General features: G+C 71.9%; 13 protein-coding genes and 1 pseudogene. 12 read left to right on the forward strand and 2 right to left on the reverse strand.

The window, feature by feature from the left end:
• Positions 1-801: 801 nt before the first annotated feature.
• A complete protein-coding gene (locus AC07B0_RS16455; RefSeq protein WP_469381393.1) occupies positions 802-2007 on the forward strand; it encodes a DUF2786 domain-containing protein in 1206 nt (401 codons plus the stop codon).
• Positions 2008-2163: 156 nt separating this feature from the next.
• On the opposite strand, the gene tatA is transcribed toward AC07B0_RS16455, so the two are convergent.
• Positions 2164-2328, reverse strand: coding sequence for a Sec-independent protein translocase subunit TatA (gene tatA, locus AC07B0_RS16460; RefSeq protein WP_356871319.1), 165 nt, complete (start codon positions 2326-2328; stop codon positions 2164-2166).
• 155 nt (positions 2329-2483) lie between these two features.
• Between tatA and AC07B0_RS16465 the strand changes: the two genes are divergently transcribed.
• Together AC07B0_RS16465 and AC07B0_RS16470 are read left to right on the forward strand one after the other, a co-directional pair.
• Entirely contained in the window at positions 2484-4529 is a 2046-nt protein-coding gene (locus AC07B0_RS16465) for an FUSC family protein (protein WP_356871317.1), read from the forward strand.
• 107 nt (positions 4530-4636) lie between these two features.
• Positions 4637-4882: a DUF397 domain-containing protein gene (locus tag AC07B0_RS16470; protein WP_356871315.1), complete on the forward strand. Its 246-nt coding sequence runs from the start codon at positions 4637-4639 to the stop codon at positions 4880-4882.
• A gap of 130 nt (positions 4883-5012) precedes the next feature.
• On the opposite strand, the gene AC07B0_RS16475 is transcribed toward AC07B0_RS16470, so the two are convergent.
• Positions 5013-5498 carry an ATP-binding protein gene (locus AC07B0_RS16475; RefSeq protein ID WP_467295615.1) on the reverse strand — a complete coding sequence of 162 codons (486 nt, stop codon included), beginning with the start codon at positions 5496-5498 and terminating at the stop codon, positions 5013-5015.
• A gap of 359 nt (positions 5499-5857) precedes the next feature.
• Here AC07B0_RS16475 and AC07B0_RS16480 point away from each other — a divergent pair, with 359 nt between their 5' ends.
• The 9 genes and pseudogenes from AC07B0_RS16480 to AC07B0_RS16520 all read left to right on the forward strand — a co-directional run.
• Positions 5858-6736 (forward strand): helix-turn-helix domain-containing protein, encoded by an 879-nt coding sequence (locus AC07B0_RS16480; protein ID WP_356871311.1) that lies wholly within the window; start codon positions 5858-5860, stop codon positions 6734-6736.
• 89 nt (positions 6737-6825) lie between these two features.
• Entirely contained in the window at positions 6826-8283 is a 1458-nt protein-coding gene (locus AC07B0_RS16485; protein WP_469381399.1) for an aldehyde dehydrogenase family protein, read from the forward strand.
• A gap of 95 nt (positions 8284-8378) precedes the next feature.
• Entirely contained in the window at positions 8379-10460 is a 2082-nt protein-coding gene (mrdA, locus tag AC07B0_RS16490; RefSeq protein ID WP_356871307.1) for a penicillin-binding protein 2, read from the forward strand.
• 109 nt (positions 10461-10569) lie between these two features.
• Positions 10570-11082 (forward strand): DinB family protein, encoded by a 513-nt coding sequence (locus tag AC07B0_RS16495; RefSeq protein ID WP_356871305.1) that lies wholly within the window; start codon positions 10570-10572, stop codon positions 11080-11082.
• Between the two features lie 35 nt (positions 11083-11117).
• A complete protein-coding gene (locus AC07B0_RS16500; protein ID WP_467295608.1) occupies positions 11118-11759 on the forward strand; it encodes a PadR family transcriptional regulator in 642 nt (213 codons plus the stop codon).
• A gap of 77 nt (positions 11760-11836) precedes the next feature.
• Positions 11837-12781 (forward strand): ATP-binding cassette domain-containing protein, encoded by a 945-nt coding sequence (locus AC07B0_RS16505; protein ID WP_356871301.1) that lies wholly within the window; start codon positions 11837-11839, stop codon positions 12779-12781.
• Entirely contained in the window at positions 12778-13596 is an 819-nt protein-coding gene (locus AC07B0_RS16510) for an ABC transporter permease (protein WP_469381406.1), read from the forward strand. The genes AC07B0_RS16505 and AC07B0_RS16510 overlap by 4 nt, the downstream gene beginning before the upstream one ends.
• Before the next feature lie 83 nt (positions 13597-13679).
• On the forward strand, positions 13680-14438 hold the full coding sequence (locus AC07B0_RS16515; RefSeq protein ID WP_356871297.1) for a MerR family transcriptional regulator: 759 nt from the start codon (positions 13680-13682) through the stop codon (positions 14436-14438).
• Positions 14439-14601: 163 nt separating this feature from the next.
• A pseudogene (locus tag AC07B0_RS16520) lies at positions 14602-15276 on the forward strand (DedA family protein); the annotation flags it as partial.
• Positions 15277-15337: the final 61 nt, after the last annotated feature.

A 15337-nucleotide genomic window follows, 5' to 3' on the forward strand; every position in this document is an offset into this window, starting at 1 on the left:
TGTGCCTGCCCCCGGGCCTGTGCCCCGTGGGCGTGTGCCCGTGCCCGAGGGTTGGGCCCCGTCGGGGTGTGCCTGCCCCCGGGCCTGTGCCCCGTGGGGGTGTGTACGTGCCCGAGGGTTGGGCCCTGCCGGGTTGCGCCTGTCCCCGGGGCTGTGCCTGCCCGGGGTGCGCCCCCGTGGGCTGCGCCCGTCGGGGTGCGCCCGCGCCCGCCCGGGGTTGCGCCCGCGCCGGTGGCTGCGCCCGGTCGGTGTGCGCCCGCGCCCGCCCGGGGTTGTGCCCGCGCCGGTGGCTGCGCCCTGTCGGGGTGTGCCTGCCCCCGGGGCTGCGCCCGGTCGGGCTGTGCCCACCCGGGGCTGAGCGTGCCCTGGGGCTGCGGCCCGTCGGGTTGCGCCCGTGCACGGGTCCGTGCCCTGCGGGGGTGTGCCCGTGCCCGAGGGTTGGGCCCCGTCGGGTTGCGCCCGTCCCCGGGGCTGCGCCCGGTCGGGGTGTGCCCGCCTTGGGGCTGAGCGTGCCCCGGGGTTGTGCTCCGTCGGGGTGTGCCCGCCCCGGGTTGTGCCCCGTCGGGGTGTGCCCGCGCCCAGGGGTGCGCCTGCGGCTCGTCCCGTGCCCGGTGGTGGGGTGGTCGGGGCATCGGGGACCGAGGTGGTGGGTGTGGTGGGCGGAGCGGGGGTCGTGCGGGTGACTGTGGCGTTGCCGGTCGGGTGGGGGGTGAGCGGGCTCGGGCGTGGCGTCGAGGGGGTCGCGTGCCGGGGGCGACCGCCGGGCGTGGGGCGGGTAGGCGGACATGCCAAGCTGAAGGGGTGAGTGAGTATGCCGAGACCGTCGACCGCGCCTTCGCCGCCGCCCTCTACGCCCAGGACGACGCGGGCCTGGACACGGGGGCCTCGGTGCTCGCCGCCGACCCCGGCCGGTGGGGCGGGACCGGGCGGGAGCTGCTGGCGCGCGGAGAGGCGTACGTACGGCAGGCCTGGGAGCGCGGCTGGCAGCCGGCGGACGTGCTGCGGCTGGTGCGCCGCGACCTGGACGACGTCCACCTGCGGATCACCGGTGACGTGATCGCCGCCGAGGCGCGCCGCTACGCGCGGCTCCCGGAGCGGTGGACCGAGGCCGAGGTGTGGTGGAGCCGGTCCGACGGGGACGGGGACGGCGACGACGCGTACGCCGAGCAGCTCGCGCGGCGCGAGAAGGCAGACCGGTTCACGCTGGCCACCGCCGTCCTGGAGGTCTTCCGGCTGCTGATCCGGCTGCCGTCGATCGAGCCCGTGGGCCCGCTGCCCGGCGATCCGGCCGACGCCCTCGCCGAGCACGCGCACATCGAGCCGCGCATGCTGGGCCGGATCCGGGCGCTGCTGGCGAAGGCGGAGGCGACGACCTTCCCGGAGGAGGCGGAGGCGCTCAGCGCGAAGGCGCAGGAACTGATGGCCCGCCACACGGTGGACGAGGCGCTGCTGGCCGTGCGCGGCGGGGGCCCGGCGCAGGTCCCGGGGGCCTGCCGGATCGGGGTCGAGCCGCCGTACGAGGAGGCCAAGGCGGTGCTCCTCGACGCGGTGGCCACCGCCAACCGCTGCCGGGCGGTGTGGAACAGCGGATTCGAGTTCTCCACGGTGGTCGGCTTCGAGAGCGACCTGGAGGCGGTGGAACTGCTCTACACCTCGCTGCTCGTGCAGGGGACGGCGGCGATGACCCGGGCCGAGGCCGCGCAGCGCGCCGGCGGCCGCAAGCGGACCAAGACCTTCAGGCAGTCGTTCCTGCTCGCCTACGCCAGCCGGCTGGGGCGCCGACTCGCGGAGACCGCCGAGCACGCGGCTACCGAAGCCCCGGACAACCTGCCCGCCCTGGTGGCCCGGGACGTCGCCGTCACCTCACGGGCGGACGAGATGTTCCCCCGGACCACGACCACCCGGCTGCGCGGCGCCACCGACCACGCGGGCTGGGAGGACGGGACCGCGGCCGCCGACGCCGCGCACGTGGGCGGCGGCCGCCGCCACCCCCTGCCCAAGGGCTAGCCCCGGCCCTGGCCTGCGGCCCCGGCCCTGGCCTGCGGCCCCGGCCTGCGGCCCCGGCCCTGGCCTGTGGCCCTGGCCCTGGCCTGCGGCCCCGGCCCCGGCCCCGGCCTGCGGCCACCCCCCCCGGGACCCGCCCGAGGCCCCTCCGGCCCCGCCCTACGGACTGTCCTCCGTCCGCAGGGCGCGTGACTCCGCCTTCAGGATGCGGGCCGACCTGCCCAGCGACCGGGCCATGTCCGGGAGCTTCTTGGAGCCGAACACCAGCAGGCAGACCACCAGGACGACGATCAGGTGCCAGGGCTCGACGGCGTTGCGGAGCATGGGCGTTCCACCTTTCGGATGATCCGGATGCTTTTCCGAAGATCGGGCCCATGGAACCGGCACCACCCGGCCCCTGACAAATCTGAAGAAGCCCTGAAGAACCCTGATGAACTCCGGGAATCGGGCGAAAGCCCGATCGCGGCTAATCTCGGTCCATGAGCTGGCTCCGGGCGCTGAAGGACACCGCTCGCTCGGGCGTGAAGGTCGCCCGGACCCCGCTGGAGCCCCTCGTCGCCCTGCGGGCCACCGTCGGGCTCGCGATCGTGATCGGGGCCGGGTTGGTCTTCCTCGGGCCGGGCGCCGCCGCCAGTTCGGCGTTCGGCGCCTTCATGGCCGCCATCGCCACCTTCCAGCCGAGCTGGCGTCCGCGCCCGGTGCTCGCCCTCGCCTCCGGGCTGACCCTGGCCGTCTCCACGTTCGTCGGTTACCTGGTCGGCGCCTCGCAGACCGGGCTGTTCCTCCTGCTGCTCGCGCTCTGGGCCTTCGCCTCGGGGCTGATGTGGGCCGCCGGGCCCACCGCCGGGATCATCGCCTCCGGCAACGTCGCCATCATGCTGGTCACCGTGACCCTGCCGACCTCCGTCCCGCAGGCGGCCGGACACGCGGCGATGATCGCCGCCGGCGGGGTGGTCCAGGCGCTGCTGATCGTGCTCTTCCCGGTCCGCCGCTGGGGTGCTCACCGTGACGCGCTGGCCGACGCGCTGGCCGCCGAGGCCGACTACGCCCGCCGGCTGCGCCACGACCCCGCCGCGCCCTTCGACCCGGAGCCCCTGATGAAGGCCCGGGCCGCGGCCGCGGTCACCGTCCGGCAGGCCCGTCGGCGTCCCGCCGAGCTGCACGGGGCGCGCGGGCTCGCGGAGCGGATCCGGCCGGTGCTGGCCTCGCTCGCCGACCCGGCCGTGGGGGCGCCCGCCGAGGGGCCGGGCCGGGACCGGGTGCGGGAGCTGCTCGCCGCCGCCGCGACCGTACTGGACTGCGCCGCGCGGGCGATCCGGCAGGGGGAGCCCGTACGGCTGCCCGCGCCCTCGCTGGCCGTGCTGAAGGCCCCCGACCTGCCGGACCTGCTCCGGGGGGCGCCGCTGCGGGCCGCGCGCCGGCTCGCCGCGCTGCTGGACGACGTACTGGAGACGGCCGCGCCGGGATCCGGGCGCACCGCCGATCCCGGTGAGGCGATGCTGCGGCCCAGCCTGACGCGGCTGGTGCCGGTGGTGTTGAAGGACGTACGGGCCGAGCTGCACCCGGGCTCGCCCGTCCTGCGGCACGCGGTGCGGGTGTCGGCGGTGGCCTGCGCCGGCTACCTCGTCGGGCACGCGCTGCCGTTCGGGCACGCCTACTGGGCGCCGATGGCCTCGGTGATGGTCATGCGGCCCGACTTCTCGCAGACCTGGTCCCGTGCGGTGGCCCGCTTCGCCGGCACCCTGGCCGGGGTCGGTGTCGCCACCGCGATCGTGCAGCTGGCGCAGCCGGGGATGTACCTGTCGGGTCTGCTCGCGGTGGTCAGCGCCGGGCTGATGTACGTGCTGATGCGCACCGGGTACGCCGTCGCGCAGCTCTTCGTCTCCGCCTACGTCGTCTTCCTGCTCGGCATGGGCGGCGTCCGCTGGGACCAGACCGTGCCCGACCGGATCGCGCTGACCCTGGTCGGCGGGGTGCTCGCGATGGTCGGTTACGCCGTCTACCCGGCCTGGGAGACCCCGCGGCTGCGGACCAGGCTCGCCGACTGGGTGGCCGCCGTCGGCCGGTACGCGGCCGCCGTGCTCGGGCAGTACGCGGATCCGGCCGGGGCCCGGCGTGCCGACGTCCGGGAGGCCCTGCTGGCGACACGTGACGCGCGGGTCGCGTGGCAGGAGGCGCTGGCCCGGGCGGAGGGGGAGCCGGTGCGGCACCGGGGCCTGTCCCGGGCGGCCGCCGACGGGGCGGGGGACGCGGTGGCCGCCTTCGGCCGCAACGCCATGCTGCTGGAGGCGCACGTACCCGACCGGGCGCAGGACCCGGTGCCCGGTGCGGCCGAGCTCGCCGAGGCCCTGCGCGCCGCGACCGAGGCGGGCGCGAAGGCGGTGCGGGAGCGCCGGGTTCCGGAGTGGGACGGGGTGCGGAGCCTGCTGGCCGACTGGAATGCTCCGGAATCGGGTGTTCTGCGGGGAGCCGCGGGGCAGCTCCTGGGCTCTCTCGACGAGGTGTCGGAGGCTCTTCGCCCCTGACAGTGATCAAGGCAGTACCGCGCGTGCACGTGCATCTGCCCATGCATGCGCTTATGAACACAGCTATGATCCGGTGGAGTTGACATCTGCACTATCGGGGGCTTCCTGTGGACCACGCGTACAACGGGATGGCAGCTGCAGAACTCGCTTCCATGTTTGAGCTGACCTGGCAGAAGAGCCGACACAGCAACTCGCAGGGTTCCTGCGTGGAGTTCGCCCGGCTGCCGGGCGGCGACGTCGCCATGCGCAATTCGCGCTTCCCGGACGGGCCGGCGCTCGTGTACACGCCGGCCGAGATAGAGGCCCTGCTGCTGGGCGTCAAGGACGGCGAGTTCGATCACCTGATCGGCTGAAGGAACAGCGCCTCGGTTCAAGCCATGCACGTGCACTGGCCGGGACTGATCGAAATGATCAACCCCGGCCAGTGGCCCCGCGTTTTTCCGTCTTCAACGTGACCCGCGCCCCGAATGCCTTCGTGCCGTGTCAGCAGTCCGGGAGCAGGAACAGCGCCCACACGACCTTGCCGGTCAGCCGGCCCGCGAGCGGGTGCCAGCCCCAGCTGTCGCTGTACGCGTCGACCAGGAACAGTCCGCGCCCCGACTCCAGGTCGCAGTTCTCGTCGTGCCGCTCCGGCGTGAACGACCCGCCGGGCCGGTCCTCGCTGGGGTCCCGTACCGCGCACACCAGCCGCGTGCTCCACCGCATCAGGTGCAGCCGCACCGCCGCCTCCGGCTCGCCCGGCCGGGTTTCGTCGGGCAGGGCATGGCGGAGCGCGTTGGTGACGAGTTCGGAGACGACCAGGGAGACGTCGTCGAAGCGGTCGTCCAGGCCCCACTGGGACAGCGTGGACCGGGTGAACGAACGTGCGCCCCGCACCGCCTCGAAGCGGGCGGGCAGAGCGCAGGACGCGGACCCGGAGACAGCCGTGGGGTCGACCGGGGGCAGCCCCTGCCGTAACGGCTCGAGCATGGTCGATCCATTCGTCCCCATGCGAGGCACTCCCGGGATTCGCGGACGAAGCGGCGGCATCGTCCAAAGAGAACTGCGGGGTGGGTCCGGCGCCGGCGCGAAGAGCACGCAGGTGCGCGGCACCATCGTTCCGAATGCCGAAGCCGGATGCAAGGGCAGATGCACGTGCACGCGCCCGACCCGTCCACTCCCGTGACGGTTCTTGCTCATTTCTTCCTACGCATACTTACGGACTTCTTTTCCGGGACGCCGGATTCCGTTACAGAACGAGTACGGGCCGATGCGTTTTGGTGGCAGACTGCGGCACCGGGGTACGGGGGCCCCGCCGAGCACGCGCACACCACGCGCACACCATTGCGATGGGGAGGGCAGGACTAGTGACCGCAGAAGCCAGCGGTTCTGTGGTGCGACGCATCCTCCTGGGCTCTCAGCTCAGGCGACTCCGAGAATCCCGCGGCATCACCCGTGAGGCGGCCGGCTACTCGATCCGCGCATCCGAATCGAAGATCAGCCGCTTGGAGTTGGGAAGGGTGAGCTTCAAGGCCAGGGACGTCGAAGACCTCCTCACGCTCTACGGAGTCACGGACACCGCCGAGCGCGAGTCCCTGCTGGGGCTGGTCCGGGAGGCCAACGCGACCGGCTGGTGGCACAGTTACGGCGACGTGCTGCCCGGATGGTTCCAGACGTACATCGGCCTGGAGGGCGCCGCCTCGCTGATCCGGATCTACGAAGTCCAGTTCGTCCACGGGCTCTTGCAGACCGAGGCCTACGCCCACGCCGTCGTCAGCCGCGGCATGCCCGGTGCGACCGCCGCCGAGATCGACCGCCGCGTCGCGCTCCGCCTGGAGCGCCAGAAGGTCCTCGTCTCCGAGAACGCCCCGGTCTTCCACGCCGTCCTCGACGAGGCCGCGCTGCGCCGCCCGTACGGCGACCGCGACGTGATGCGCGGGCAGTTGGAACACCTGATCGAGATCAGCCAGCGGCCGAACGTGCAGCTCCAGGTGATGCCCTTCTCCTTCGGCGGCCACGCGGGCGAGAGCGGAGCTTTCACCCTGCTGCGCTTCCCCGAGTCCGACCTGCAGGACATCGTCTATCTGGAACAGCTCACCAGTGCCCTCTACCTGGACAAAGAAGAGGAAGTGGCGCAGTACGCGCGGGCGATGCGACGCCTCCAGTCGGACTGCCCGGATCCCGACAGGACCCGGGATCTCCTGCGTGGACTGCTCCAACTGTCTTGATCCGCACGTACTATGACGTCTGATCAGTGTATGACGACCGATCGGTCTCCGGTGCAGCGCAAGGGTGCGCGCTCGCAGTAAGGGATGGCATGTCCATATTCACCGACCTTGCTCACCAGTACATAGACGGCGAATGGCTGGCCGGCACCGGTTCGTGGGACATCATCGACGTCAACCCGTACAACGGGGAGAAGCTCGCGGCCATCACGGTGGCCACGGTCGAGCAGGTCGACCGGGCCTACCGCGCGGCCGAGCGGGCCCAGAAGGAATGGGCCGCCACCAGCCCCTACGCGAGACGCGCGGTACTGGAACGCGCCCTGCGCATCACGGAGGAGCGCCAGAAGGAGATCGTCGAGGCGATGATCGACGAGCTCGGCGGGACCCGTCCCAAGGCCGAGTTCGAGGTCCACCTCGCGATGGAGTTCCTGCGCGAGGCGGTCCAGCTGGCCATCCGGCCCGAGGGCCGCATCCTGCCCTCCCTGGTCCAGGGCAAGGAGAACCGGGTCCAGCGCCTCCCGGTCGGGGTCGTCGCCGTGATCAGCCCCTTCAACTTCCCGCTCCTGGTGACCATCAAGTCGGTCGCCCCGGCCCTCGCGCTGGGCAACGCGGTGGTCGTCAAGCCGAACCAGAACGCCCCGGTCTCCGGCGGCGGGATCATCGCCAAGATCTTCGAGGACGCGGGCCTTCCGGCCGGACTGCTGAACGTCCTGGTCACGGACATCGCCGAGATCGGCGACGCGATCCTCACCCACCCGGTACCGAAGGTGATCTCCTTCGCCGGGTCCGACCGCACCGGCCGGCACGTCGGCTCCGTCGCCGCCCGCCACTTCAAGCGGACCGTCCTGGAACTCAGCGGCAACAGCGCCCTGGTGGTCCTCGACGACGCCGACCTCGACTACGCGGTCGACGCGGCCGTCTTCAGCCGGTTCGTCTTCCAGGGCCAGGTGTGCATGGCCGCCAACCGGATCCTCGTCGACGCCTCGGTCGCCGGGGAGTTCACCGAGAAGTTCACCGCCCGGGTGCGGGCCCTGAAGACCGGCGACCCGCGCGAGGCCGACACCCACATCGGCCCGCTCATCAACTCCTTCCAGGCCGACGCCCTGACCGCGCTCGTGGACCGGGCCGTGGAGTCCGGCGCGCAGGCGCTCGTACGAGGGTCTACGCGCGGCAACCTGGTCGAGCCGACCGTGCTGGCCGGGCTCCCGGAGGACTCCCCGCTGCTCGGCCAGGAGATCTTCGGGCCGGTGGCGCTGCTGGTGGTCTTCGACGGGGAGGACGAGGCCGTGCGCCTCGCCAACGCCACCCCGTACGGGCTCAGCGGCGCGGTGCACACGCGGGACGTGGAGCGCGGGGTCCGCTTCGCGGGACGCATCGAGACCGGCATGATCCACGTCAACGACTCCACCATCGGGGACGAGCCCCTCGCCGCGTTCGGCGGGGAGAAGGACTCGGGCCTGGGGCGGCTGGGCGGCGAGGCCACCGTGGAGGCCTTCACCACCCAGAAGTGGATCTCGGTACAGCACGGCCGCACGCAGTTCCCCTTCTAGTGCTGTGACCGGCAGCAGGCAGGCCGTCCGGACCGATCCCGCGGCACCCCCTAGACTCGGCCGGGCGTACGGCTCGCGTCCGGGGGAGATCAGGGTTGAGCAACATTCCGGAGACCGGCCGGACCCCTCGGGTCCAGAACCGGCTCGTCGTCATCCAGGTCGTCGTCTTCTCGCTGCTCCTCACGCTCGGCGGACGGCTCTGGTACCTGCAGATACGCAATGGCCAGGAGTACACGGACGAGGCCAAGAACAACCACGTCCAACAGGTGATCCAGCCCGCCGTGCGCGGGTCGATCCTGGACGCGCGCGGGGTCCCGCTCGCCGACAACGCGACGCACCTGGTGGTCTCCGCCAGCCGCACCGAGCTGCTGACCATGAAGGACAAGGGCAGGTCCGTGCTGACCCGCCTCGCCGAGGTCCTGGGCATGGACGCCCAGGAGGTCATCGACAAGGTCCGCCTCTGCGACTCCAAGACCAAGCAGCCCTGCTGGAACGGCTCCCCGTACCAGCCGATCCCGGTCAGTGACGAGGCCACCACCGAGCAGGCCCTCCAGATCCGTGAGCACCCCGAGGACTTCCCGGGCATCACGGCCGAGGCGACGGCCCTGCGCCGCTACGCGGGCCCGGACCAGGCCAACACGTCCCAGGTGCTGGGCTACCTCTCGCCGGTCACCGACGAGGAGATCGTCAAGGCGAAGAAGTCCGACTCCCCGTACCTCCGGTCCGACCAGGTGGGCCGCTCCGGTCTGGAGCGCACGTACGACAAGGAGCTGCGCGGAAAGGCGGGCGTCACCCGCTACGAGGTCGACAACCTCGGCCGGATCCTCGGCCAGGGCGTGACCGACCCGGCGCAGCCCGGCTCCAACATCGTGACCTCGATCGACTCGCGCGTACAGGCGGTCGCCGAGCGCGAGCTGAACAACGCGATGGTCGACGCCCGCGGGACGTACGACAAGAACACCCGCAGGAACTACGAGGCCGACGCCGGCTCCGTCGTGGTGATGGAGGCCAAGACCGGCCGGATCGTCGCCATGGCCTCGAACCCGACCTACGACCCCAACGCCTGGGTGGGCGGCATCTCCGCGAAGGACTACGCGTCCCTCACCGACAAGGAGTCGAACTACCCCCTGCTGAACCGGGCGATCCAGGCCCAGGCGGCACCCGGCTCCATCTTCAAGGTGGTCACCTCGACGGCCGCGGTCAACGCCGGCTACCCCTTCAACCGGCGCTACCCCTGCCCCAGCGCCTACTCGGTCGGCAACCAGACCTTCACGAACTTCGAGTCGCAGGGCCACGGCGACATCACCATCGGCCGCGCCCTGGAAGTCTCCTGCGACACCGTCTACTACGCCATCGCCGACCAGGAGTGGAAGAAGGACGGCGGCATCAAGCCCAAGAAGGACCCGAGCGACTGGTTCTTCAAGACGGCCCACGAGTTCGGCCTGGGCAAGCGCACCGGCATCGACCTGCCGAACGAGGTGCCCGGCCGGATCCCCGACCGGAAGTGGAAGCAGGACTTCTTCGAGGCGAACAAGGACGCCTGGTGCCGGGACGGCAAGAAGAACGGCAGCTTCGCCGAGAAGATCGCCTACGAGAACTGCCGGCAGGGCAACCAGCTCCGCGAGGGTGACGCGATCAACTACTCGATCGGGCAGGGCGACACCCTCGTCACCCCGGTCCAGATGGCCTCCGTCTACGCGGCCATCGCCAACGGCGGCACGCTGCACCAGCCCAGCGTCGGCAAGGCGGTCGTCAGCGCCGACGGGCAGTCGGTGCGGGAGATCGCGCCGAAGGAGCAGGGCAGGCTGCCGATGGACGCCAAGACCCGCGACGACATCGACGGGGCGCTCGCCGGAGTGGCCACCAGCGGCAGCGCCGCCTGGCGCTTCGTCGGCTGGCCGCAGAAGCAGATCCCGATGCACGCCAAGACCGGTACCGCCGAGGTCCAGGGCAAGCAGACCACCTCGTGGTTCGCCTCGTACACGGAGGACTACGCCATCGTCATGACGATCTCCCAGGGCGGCACCGGCTCCGGCGCCTCCGGGCCGGCGGTGCGCAAGATCTACGAGGCGATGTACGGGCTCGACCCGACGGGCAAGCAGGACCTCTCCAAGGCCCTGCTGCCGCAGCCCGCGACCGCTCTGCCCGCGATCCGGCAGGAGGGCGAGGGCCAGTGACCGGCTCCCCGGGAACGCGGGAGAGTTGAGGACAGAAGCTGACCGCAAGGCTCCGTAGCGTGGTTCTCGTCAGCAGGAGAAGAACCACCACGGAAAGAGGCGGTCGGCCATGGCTCAGGTTTCCACAGAGGTCCCCGGCGACGAGCGGGGCACGCTCCTGTCCTTCGTCGAGGCCCAGCGCACCGCGCTGCGCGAGACGGCGGAGGGGCTGACCGAGGAGCAGGCGGCGAGCCGCCCCACGGTCAGCGAGCTCTCCCTGTCCGGGCTGCTCAAGCACGTGGCCGAGTGCGAGCTCGGCTGGCTGCGGATGGCGCAGCAGCGGCCGAACGAGAACCAGCGCGACGCGGAAACCTGGAAGGACTCCTTCCGGCTGGTCGAGGGGGAGTCGGTGCCGCAGGTCCTGGCCTTCTGGGACGGCGTCCGGCGGGAGACCGAGGCCTTCGTCGCGAGCGTCCCCAGCCTGGACGACACCTTCCCGCTGCCTCCGGCGCCCTGGTTCCCCGAGAACGGCAAGGTGTCGGTGCGCTGGATGCTCCTGCACCTGGTGGAGGAGTTCGCGCGGCACGCCGGGCACGCGGACGTCATCCGCGAGTCCCTGGACGGGACCAAGGCCATGGGGTGAGCGGGGGGCGCGCGGGGGATGAGTAGCCTGGCCCGATGTCAGCGATTCGGCTCCTCGTCCTCGGTGCGGTCCGCCAGCACGGCCGGGCGCACGGCTACCAGGTGCGCAACGACCTGGAGTACTGGGGCGCGCACGAGTGGTCCAACACCAAGCCCGGTTCGATCTACCACGCGCTGAAGCAGATGGCGAAGCAGGGCGTCCTGCTCGCGCACGAGGTGGCGCCGAGCGCGGCCGGCGGGCCGCCGCGCACCGAGTACGAGGTGACGGACGCGGGCCGCGAGGAGTACTTCCGGCTGCTGCGGGAGGCCCTCGCCGCCTACGACCAGAAGACGGACGTGCTGTCGGCGGCGATCGGCTTCATGGTCGACCTGCCCCGGGACGAGGTACTGGGGCTGCTGGGGGAGCGGCTGGCGAAGCTGGCGGGCTGGCGGTCGGCGGTGACCGACTACTACACGCCGGAGGGCGGGCCGGGCCAGCTCGGCCACATCGGCGAGATCATGCACATGTGGGTCCATTCCGCGGAAGCCGAGGCGGAGTGGACCCGGGGGCTGATCGCCCGGATCGAGGGGGGCGCGTACTCCTTCGCGGGCGAGGGCGGCGAGCCGTTCGTCGGGGTGCTGGCGGACGGCCAGGAGAACCCCTTCGCGGAGCCGCGGGCTCCGCGGAAGGACAGCTAATCAAGTTTGACTAACCCGCAGGGCGGGCGTACCTTGGCCGATCCGGCTACTCAAATTTGACTAATGAGGGAGCGATCTTGGCGATCTTCGTCGAAGGAGTGCACAAGCGGTACGGGGGGAAGCGGGCCCTCGCCGGGCTGGACCTGGAGGTCCCGGCCGGGACGGTCCACGCCGTCCTCGGCCCCAACGGAGCCGGCAAGACCACGGCCGTCCGCGTGATGAGCACCCTGCTGCGGCACGACGAGGGCCTGGTCCGGGTGGCGGGGCACGACGTACGCAAGGACGCGGCGGCCGTCCGCGCCCGCATCGGGCTGCTCGGCCAGCACGCCGCCCTCGACGAGGGCCTGGACGGGCGGCAGAACCTGGAGATGTTCGGCCGGCTCCACCACCTGGGCGCGCGGCGGGCCGGGACGCGCGCGGACGAGCTGCTGGAGCGCTTCGGCCTCGCCGGCACCGGCCGCAAGCCGGTCAAGCAGTACAGCGGGGGCATGCGCCGGCGCCTCGACCTCGCGGCCTCCCTGATCACCGACCCGGAGGTGCTGTTCCTGGACGAGCCGACCACCGGGCTCGATCCGCGCGGGCGCGCCGAGGTGTGGGCCGCGGTCCGCTCCCTGGTCGGCGGCGGCACGACCGTCCTGCTGACCACCCAGTACCTGGAGGAGGCCGACGTGCTCGCCGACCGGATCGCGCTCGTCGACGCGGGCCGGGTGGCCGCCGAGGGCACGGCCGACGAACTGAAGGCCCGCGTCGGGGCCGACCGGATCGTCGTCGTCCTGCGGGACGCGGCGGACCTGGCCCGGGCGGCGGAGGCCGCACCGCACCCGGACCCGTCCGTCGACCGGGACGCGCTGACCCTCAGCTTCCCGGTCGAGGACCGGATGGCCGGCCTCACCCGGACCCTGCGGGCCCTGGAGGAGGCGGGCGTCGAAGCGGCCGACCTCTCGGTGCGCCGCCCCACGCTGGACGAGGTCTTCCTCCAGCTGACCGGAGCCGGCGACGGCGTGGCGGAGGTGGCCGCATGAGCGCGCCGTGGAGCACCCCGTGGAGCGCCCCGTGGGTCCTCGCGGACTCCTGGACGATGACCCGCCGCGAGCTCGCGCACTGGGCGCGGCAGCCGGTGCAGGTGCTGGTCGGGCTCGTCTTCCCCGTGATGATGCTGCTGATGTTCGGCTTCCTCGTCGGCGGCGGACGGGGGATCGACGGCGAGTACGTCGAGTTCCTGGTGCCCGGCATGTTCGCGCTGACCATGGCCTTCGGGCTGGAGGCGACGATGACGGCCGTCACCCAGGACCTCGGCAAGGGGGTCATCGACCGCTTCCGCGCCATGCCGATGTCCTCGTCCGCGGTGCTCGTGGGCCGCAGCGCGGCCGACATGCTGCAGTCGGCGCTCGGCCTGGCCGTCCTGGCGGGCGTCGGCCTGCTGCTCGGCTGGCGCTGGCACGGCTCGGCGGCCGCCGCGCTCACCGCCTTCGCGCTGCTCCTGCTGCTGCGCTTCGCGATGCTGTGGATCGGGATCTTCCTCGGCATGGTCGCGGGCCGGCCGGAGCTGGTGCAGGCGGTGCAGATCCTGGTGTGGCCGGTCGGATTCCTGTCCAACGCGTTCGCCAGCCCGGAGTCGATGCCGGGATGGCTGGGCGCGGTGGTGGAATGGAACCCGATGTCGGCGACGGCGACGGCGGTGCGCGACCTGTTCGGGAACCCGGCGGGCGCGGCGGCGGGGCAGGCGGGGTCCTGGGCCGCCGAGCACGCGGCGCTGCTCGCGGTGGGCTGGCCGCTCCTGCTGCTCGCGGTGTTCTTCCCGCTGGCCGTGGCCCGTTTCCGCGGACTCAGCCGGTAGGTCCGGGCGGCGGACTTGCACCTCACGCGGCGTGAGGTCCCACAGTGAAGGGCGTACCCAACCGATCGGAGGAGCGGGAAGCGATGGGCTACTCAGTGGGTCAGGTCGCCGGGTTCGCCGGAGTGACGGTGCGCACGCTGCACCACTACGACGAGGTCGGGCTGCTCTCCCCGAGCAGCCGCAGCGGGGCGGGACACCGGCGGTACGACGACGCCGACCTCGACCGGCTGCAGCGGATCCTGTTCTACCGGGAGCTCGGCTTCCCGCTCGACGAGGTCGCGGCCCTGCTGGACGATCCGGAATCGGACCCGAAGGAGCACCTGCGCCGGCAGCACGTCCTGCTGACCGACCGGATCGCCCGGCTCCAGCAGATGGCCAAGGCCGTTGAGCACGCCATGGAGGCGAAGAAGATGGGCATCAACCTCACGCCCGAGGAGAAGTTCGAGGTCTTCGGGGAGTTCGACCCCGACGAGCACGCGGAGGAAGCGGAGCGCCGCTGGGGGAACACCGACGCCTACCGGGAGTCGGCCCGCCGGACGGCCTCGTACACCAAGGAGGACTGGCAGCGGATCCAGGACCGGGCCGACGGCATCAACGGGCGGTTCGCCGCCCTGCTCGACTCCGGCGCGTCCGCGGAGTCGGAGCCGGCCATGGACCTCGCGGAGGAGCACCGGGACTGGATCAACGGCGCCTACTACTTCTGCACCTACGAGATCCACACCTGCCTCGGCGAGATGTACGTCGCGGACGAGCGGTTCACCGCGTACTACGAGGCCGTCCGTCCGGGTCTGGCCGTGTTCGTCCGGGACGCGATCGTGGCCAACGCGATCCGGAAGGCGTAGCCGCAGGGCCCTCGGGAGTACTCCGAACGGCCCCCGGACAGTCACCGCACGGCCCCCGCAGGTACCTGGAACCTGGCGGGGGCCGTGTGCGTTCATAATTGGAACCACCCGTCTTGCCCCGCACCCCCGCTGATTCCCCCCGATCCAGGAGAGCCCGGAACTCGTGTACACGCTTGCGCTCGGCCCTGAGTGGCTGTCCCCGGACTATCTGATCGGGCAGTTCGGTCTGATCGGAATCCTGATCATCGTCTTCGCCGAATCGGGACTGTTCGCGTTCCTGCCCGGCGACTCCCTGCTCTTCACGGCAGGCCTGTTCGTCGCGAGCGGCAACATCAGCCAGCCGCTGTGGCTGGTGTGCACCCTGATCGTGCTCGCGGCCGTCATCGGCGACCAGGTGGGCTACCTGATCGGCAAGTACTTCGGGCCGAAGCTCTTCAACCGGCCGAACTCCAGGCTGTTCAAGCGCGAGAACCTCGACGCCGCGCACGAGTTCATGGAGAAGCACGGCCCGAAGGCCATCGTCCTCGCCCGTTTCGTGCCGATCATCCGCACCTTCGCGCCGATGGTCGCGGGCGCGGGCGAGATGAAGTACCGCACCTTCCTGACCTTCAACATCATCGGCGGCGTCCTCTGGGGCGCCGGCGTCACCTGCCTCGGCTACAAGCTCGGCCAGTTCGAGGTCATCAAGACCAACATCGAGCCGATCTTCATCGGCATCGTGCTGATCTCGATCATCCCGGTGATCTTCGAGGTGCTGAAGGCCCGCAAGAACAAGGCGAAGGCCGCCGCGGCCGCCCCGGCCCAGCCGTACGGCGCCCCGGAGGACCCGCAGGCCCCCGGCCCGCGCGGCCGCCACGCCAAGCGCTGACCGCCCGTACGGGCGCTCGTACGACGCCCCG

Source organism: Streptomyces sp. NPDC044704, from assembly GCF_056433525.1.

What these genes read in the sequence shown, in the direction of transcription:
- tatA (WP_356871319.1), bottom strand. Translation starts at nt 2,328, where the DNA reads ATGCTCCGCAACGCCGTCGAGCCCTGGCACCTGATCGTCGTCCTGGTG.
- AC07B0_RS16465 (WP_356871317.1), top strand. Translation starts at nt 2,484, where the DNA reads ATGAGCTGGCTCCGGGCGCTGAAGGACACCGCTCGCTCGGGCGTGAAG.
- AC07B0_RS16475 (WP_467295615.1), bottom strand. Translation starts at nt 5,498, where the DNA reads ATGCTCGAGCCGTTACGGCAGGGGCTGCCCCCGGTCGACCCCACGGCT.
- AC07B0_RS16480 (WP_356871311.1), top strand. Translation starts at nt 5,858, where the DNA reads ATGGGGAGGGCAGGACTAGTGACCGCAGAAGCCAGCGGTTCTGTGGTG.
- AC07B0_RS16485 (WP_469381399.1), top strand. Translation starts at nt 6,826, where the DNA reads ATGTCCATATTCACCGACCTTGCTCACCAGTACATAGACGGCGAATGG.
- AC07B0_RS16495 (WP_356871305.1), top strand. Translation starts at nt 10,570, where the DNA reads ATGGCTCAGGTTTCCACAGAGGTCCCCGGCGACGAGCGGGGCACGCTC.
- AC07B0_RS16500 (WP_467295608.1), top strand. Translation starts at nt 11,118, where the DNA reads ATGTCAGCGATTCGGCTCCTCGTCCTCGGTGCGGTCCGCCAGCACGGC.
- AC07B0_RS16510 (WP_469381406.1), top strand. Translation starts at nt 12,778, where the DNA reads ATGAGCGCGCCGTGGAGCACCCCGTGGAGCGCCCCGTGGGTCCTCGCG.
- AC07B0_RS16515 (WP_356871297.1), top strand. Translation starts at nt 13,680, where the DNA reads ATGGGCTACTCAGTGGGTCAGGTCGCCGGGTTCGCCGGAGTGACGGTG.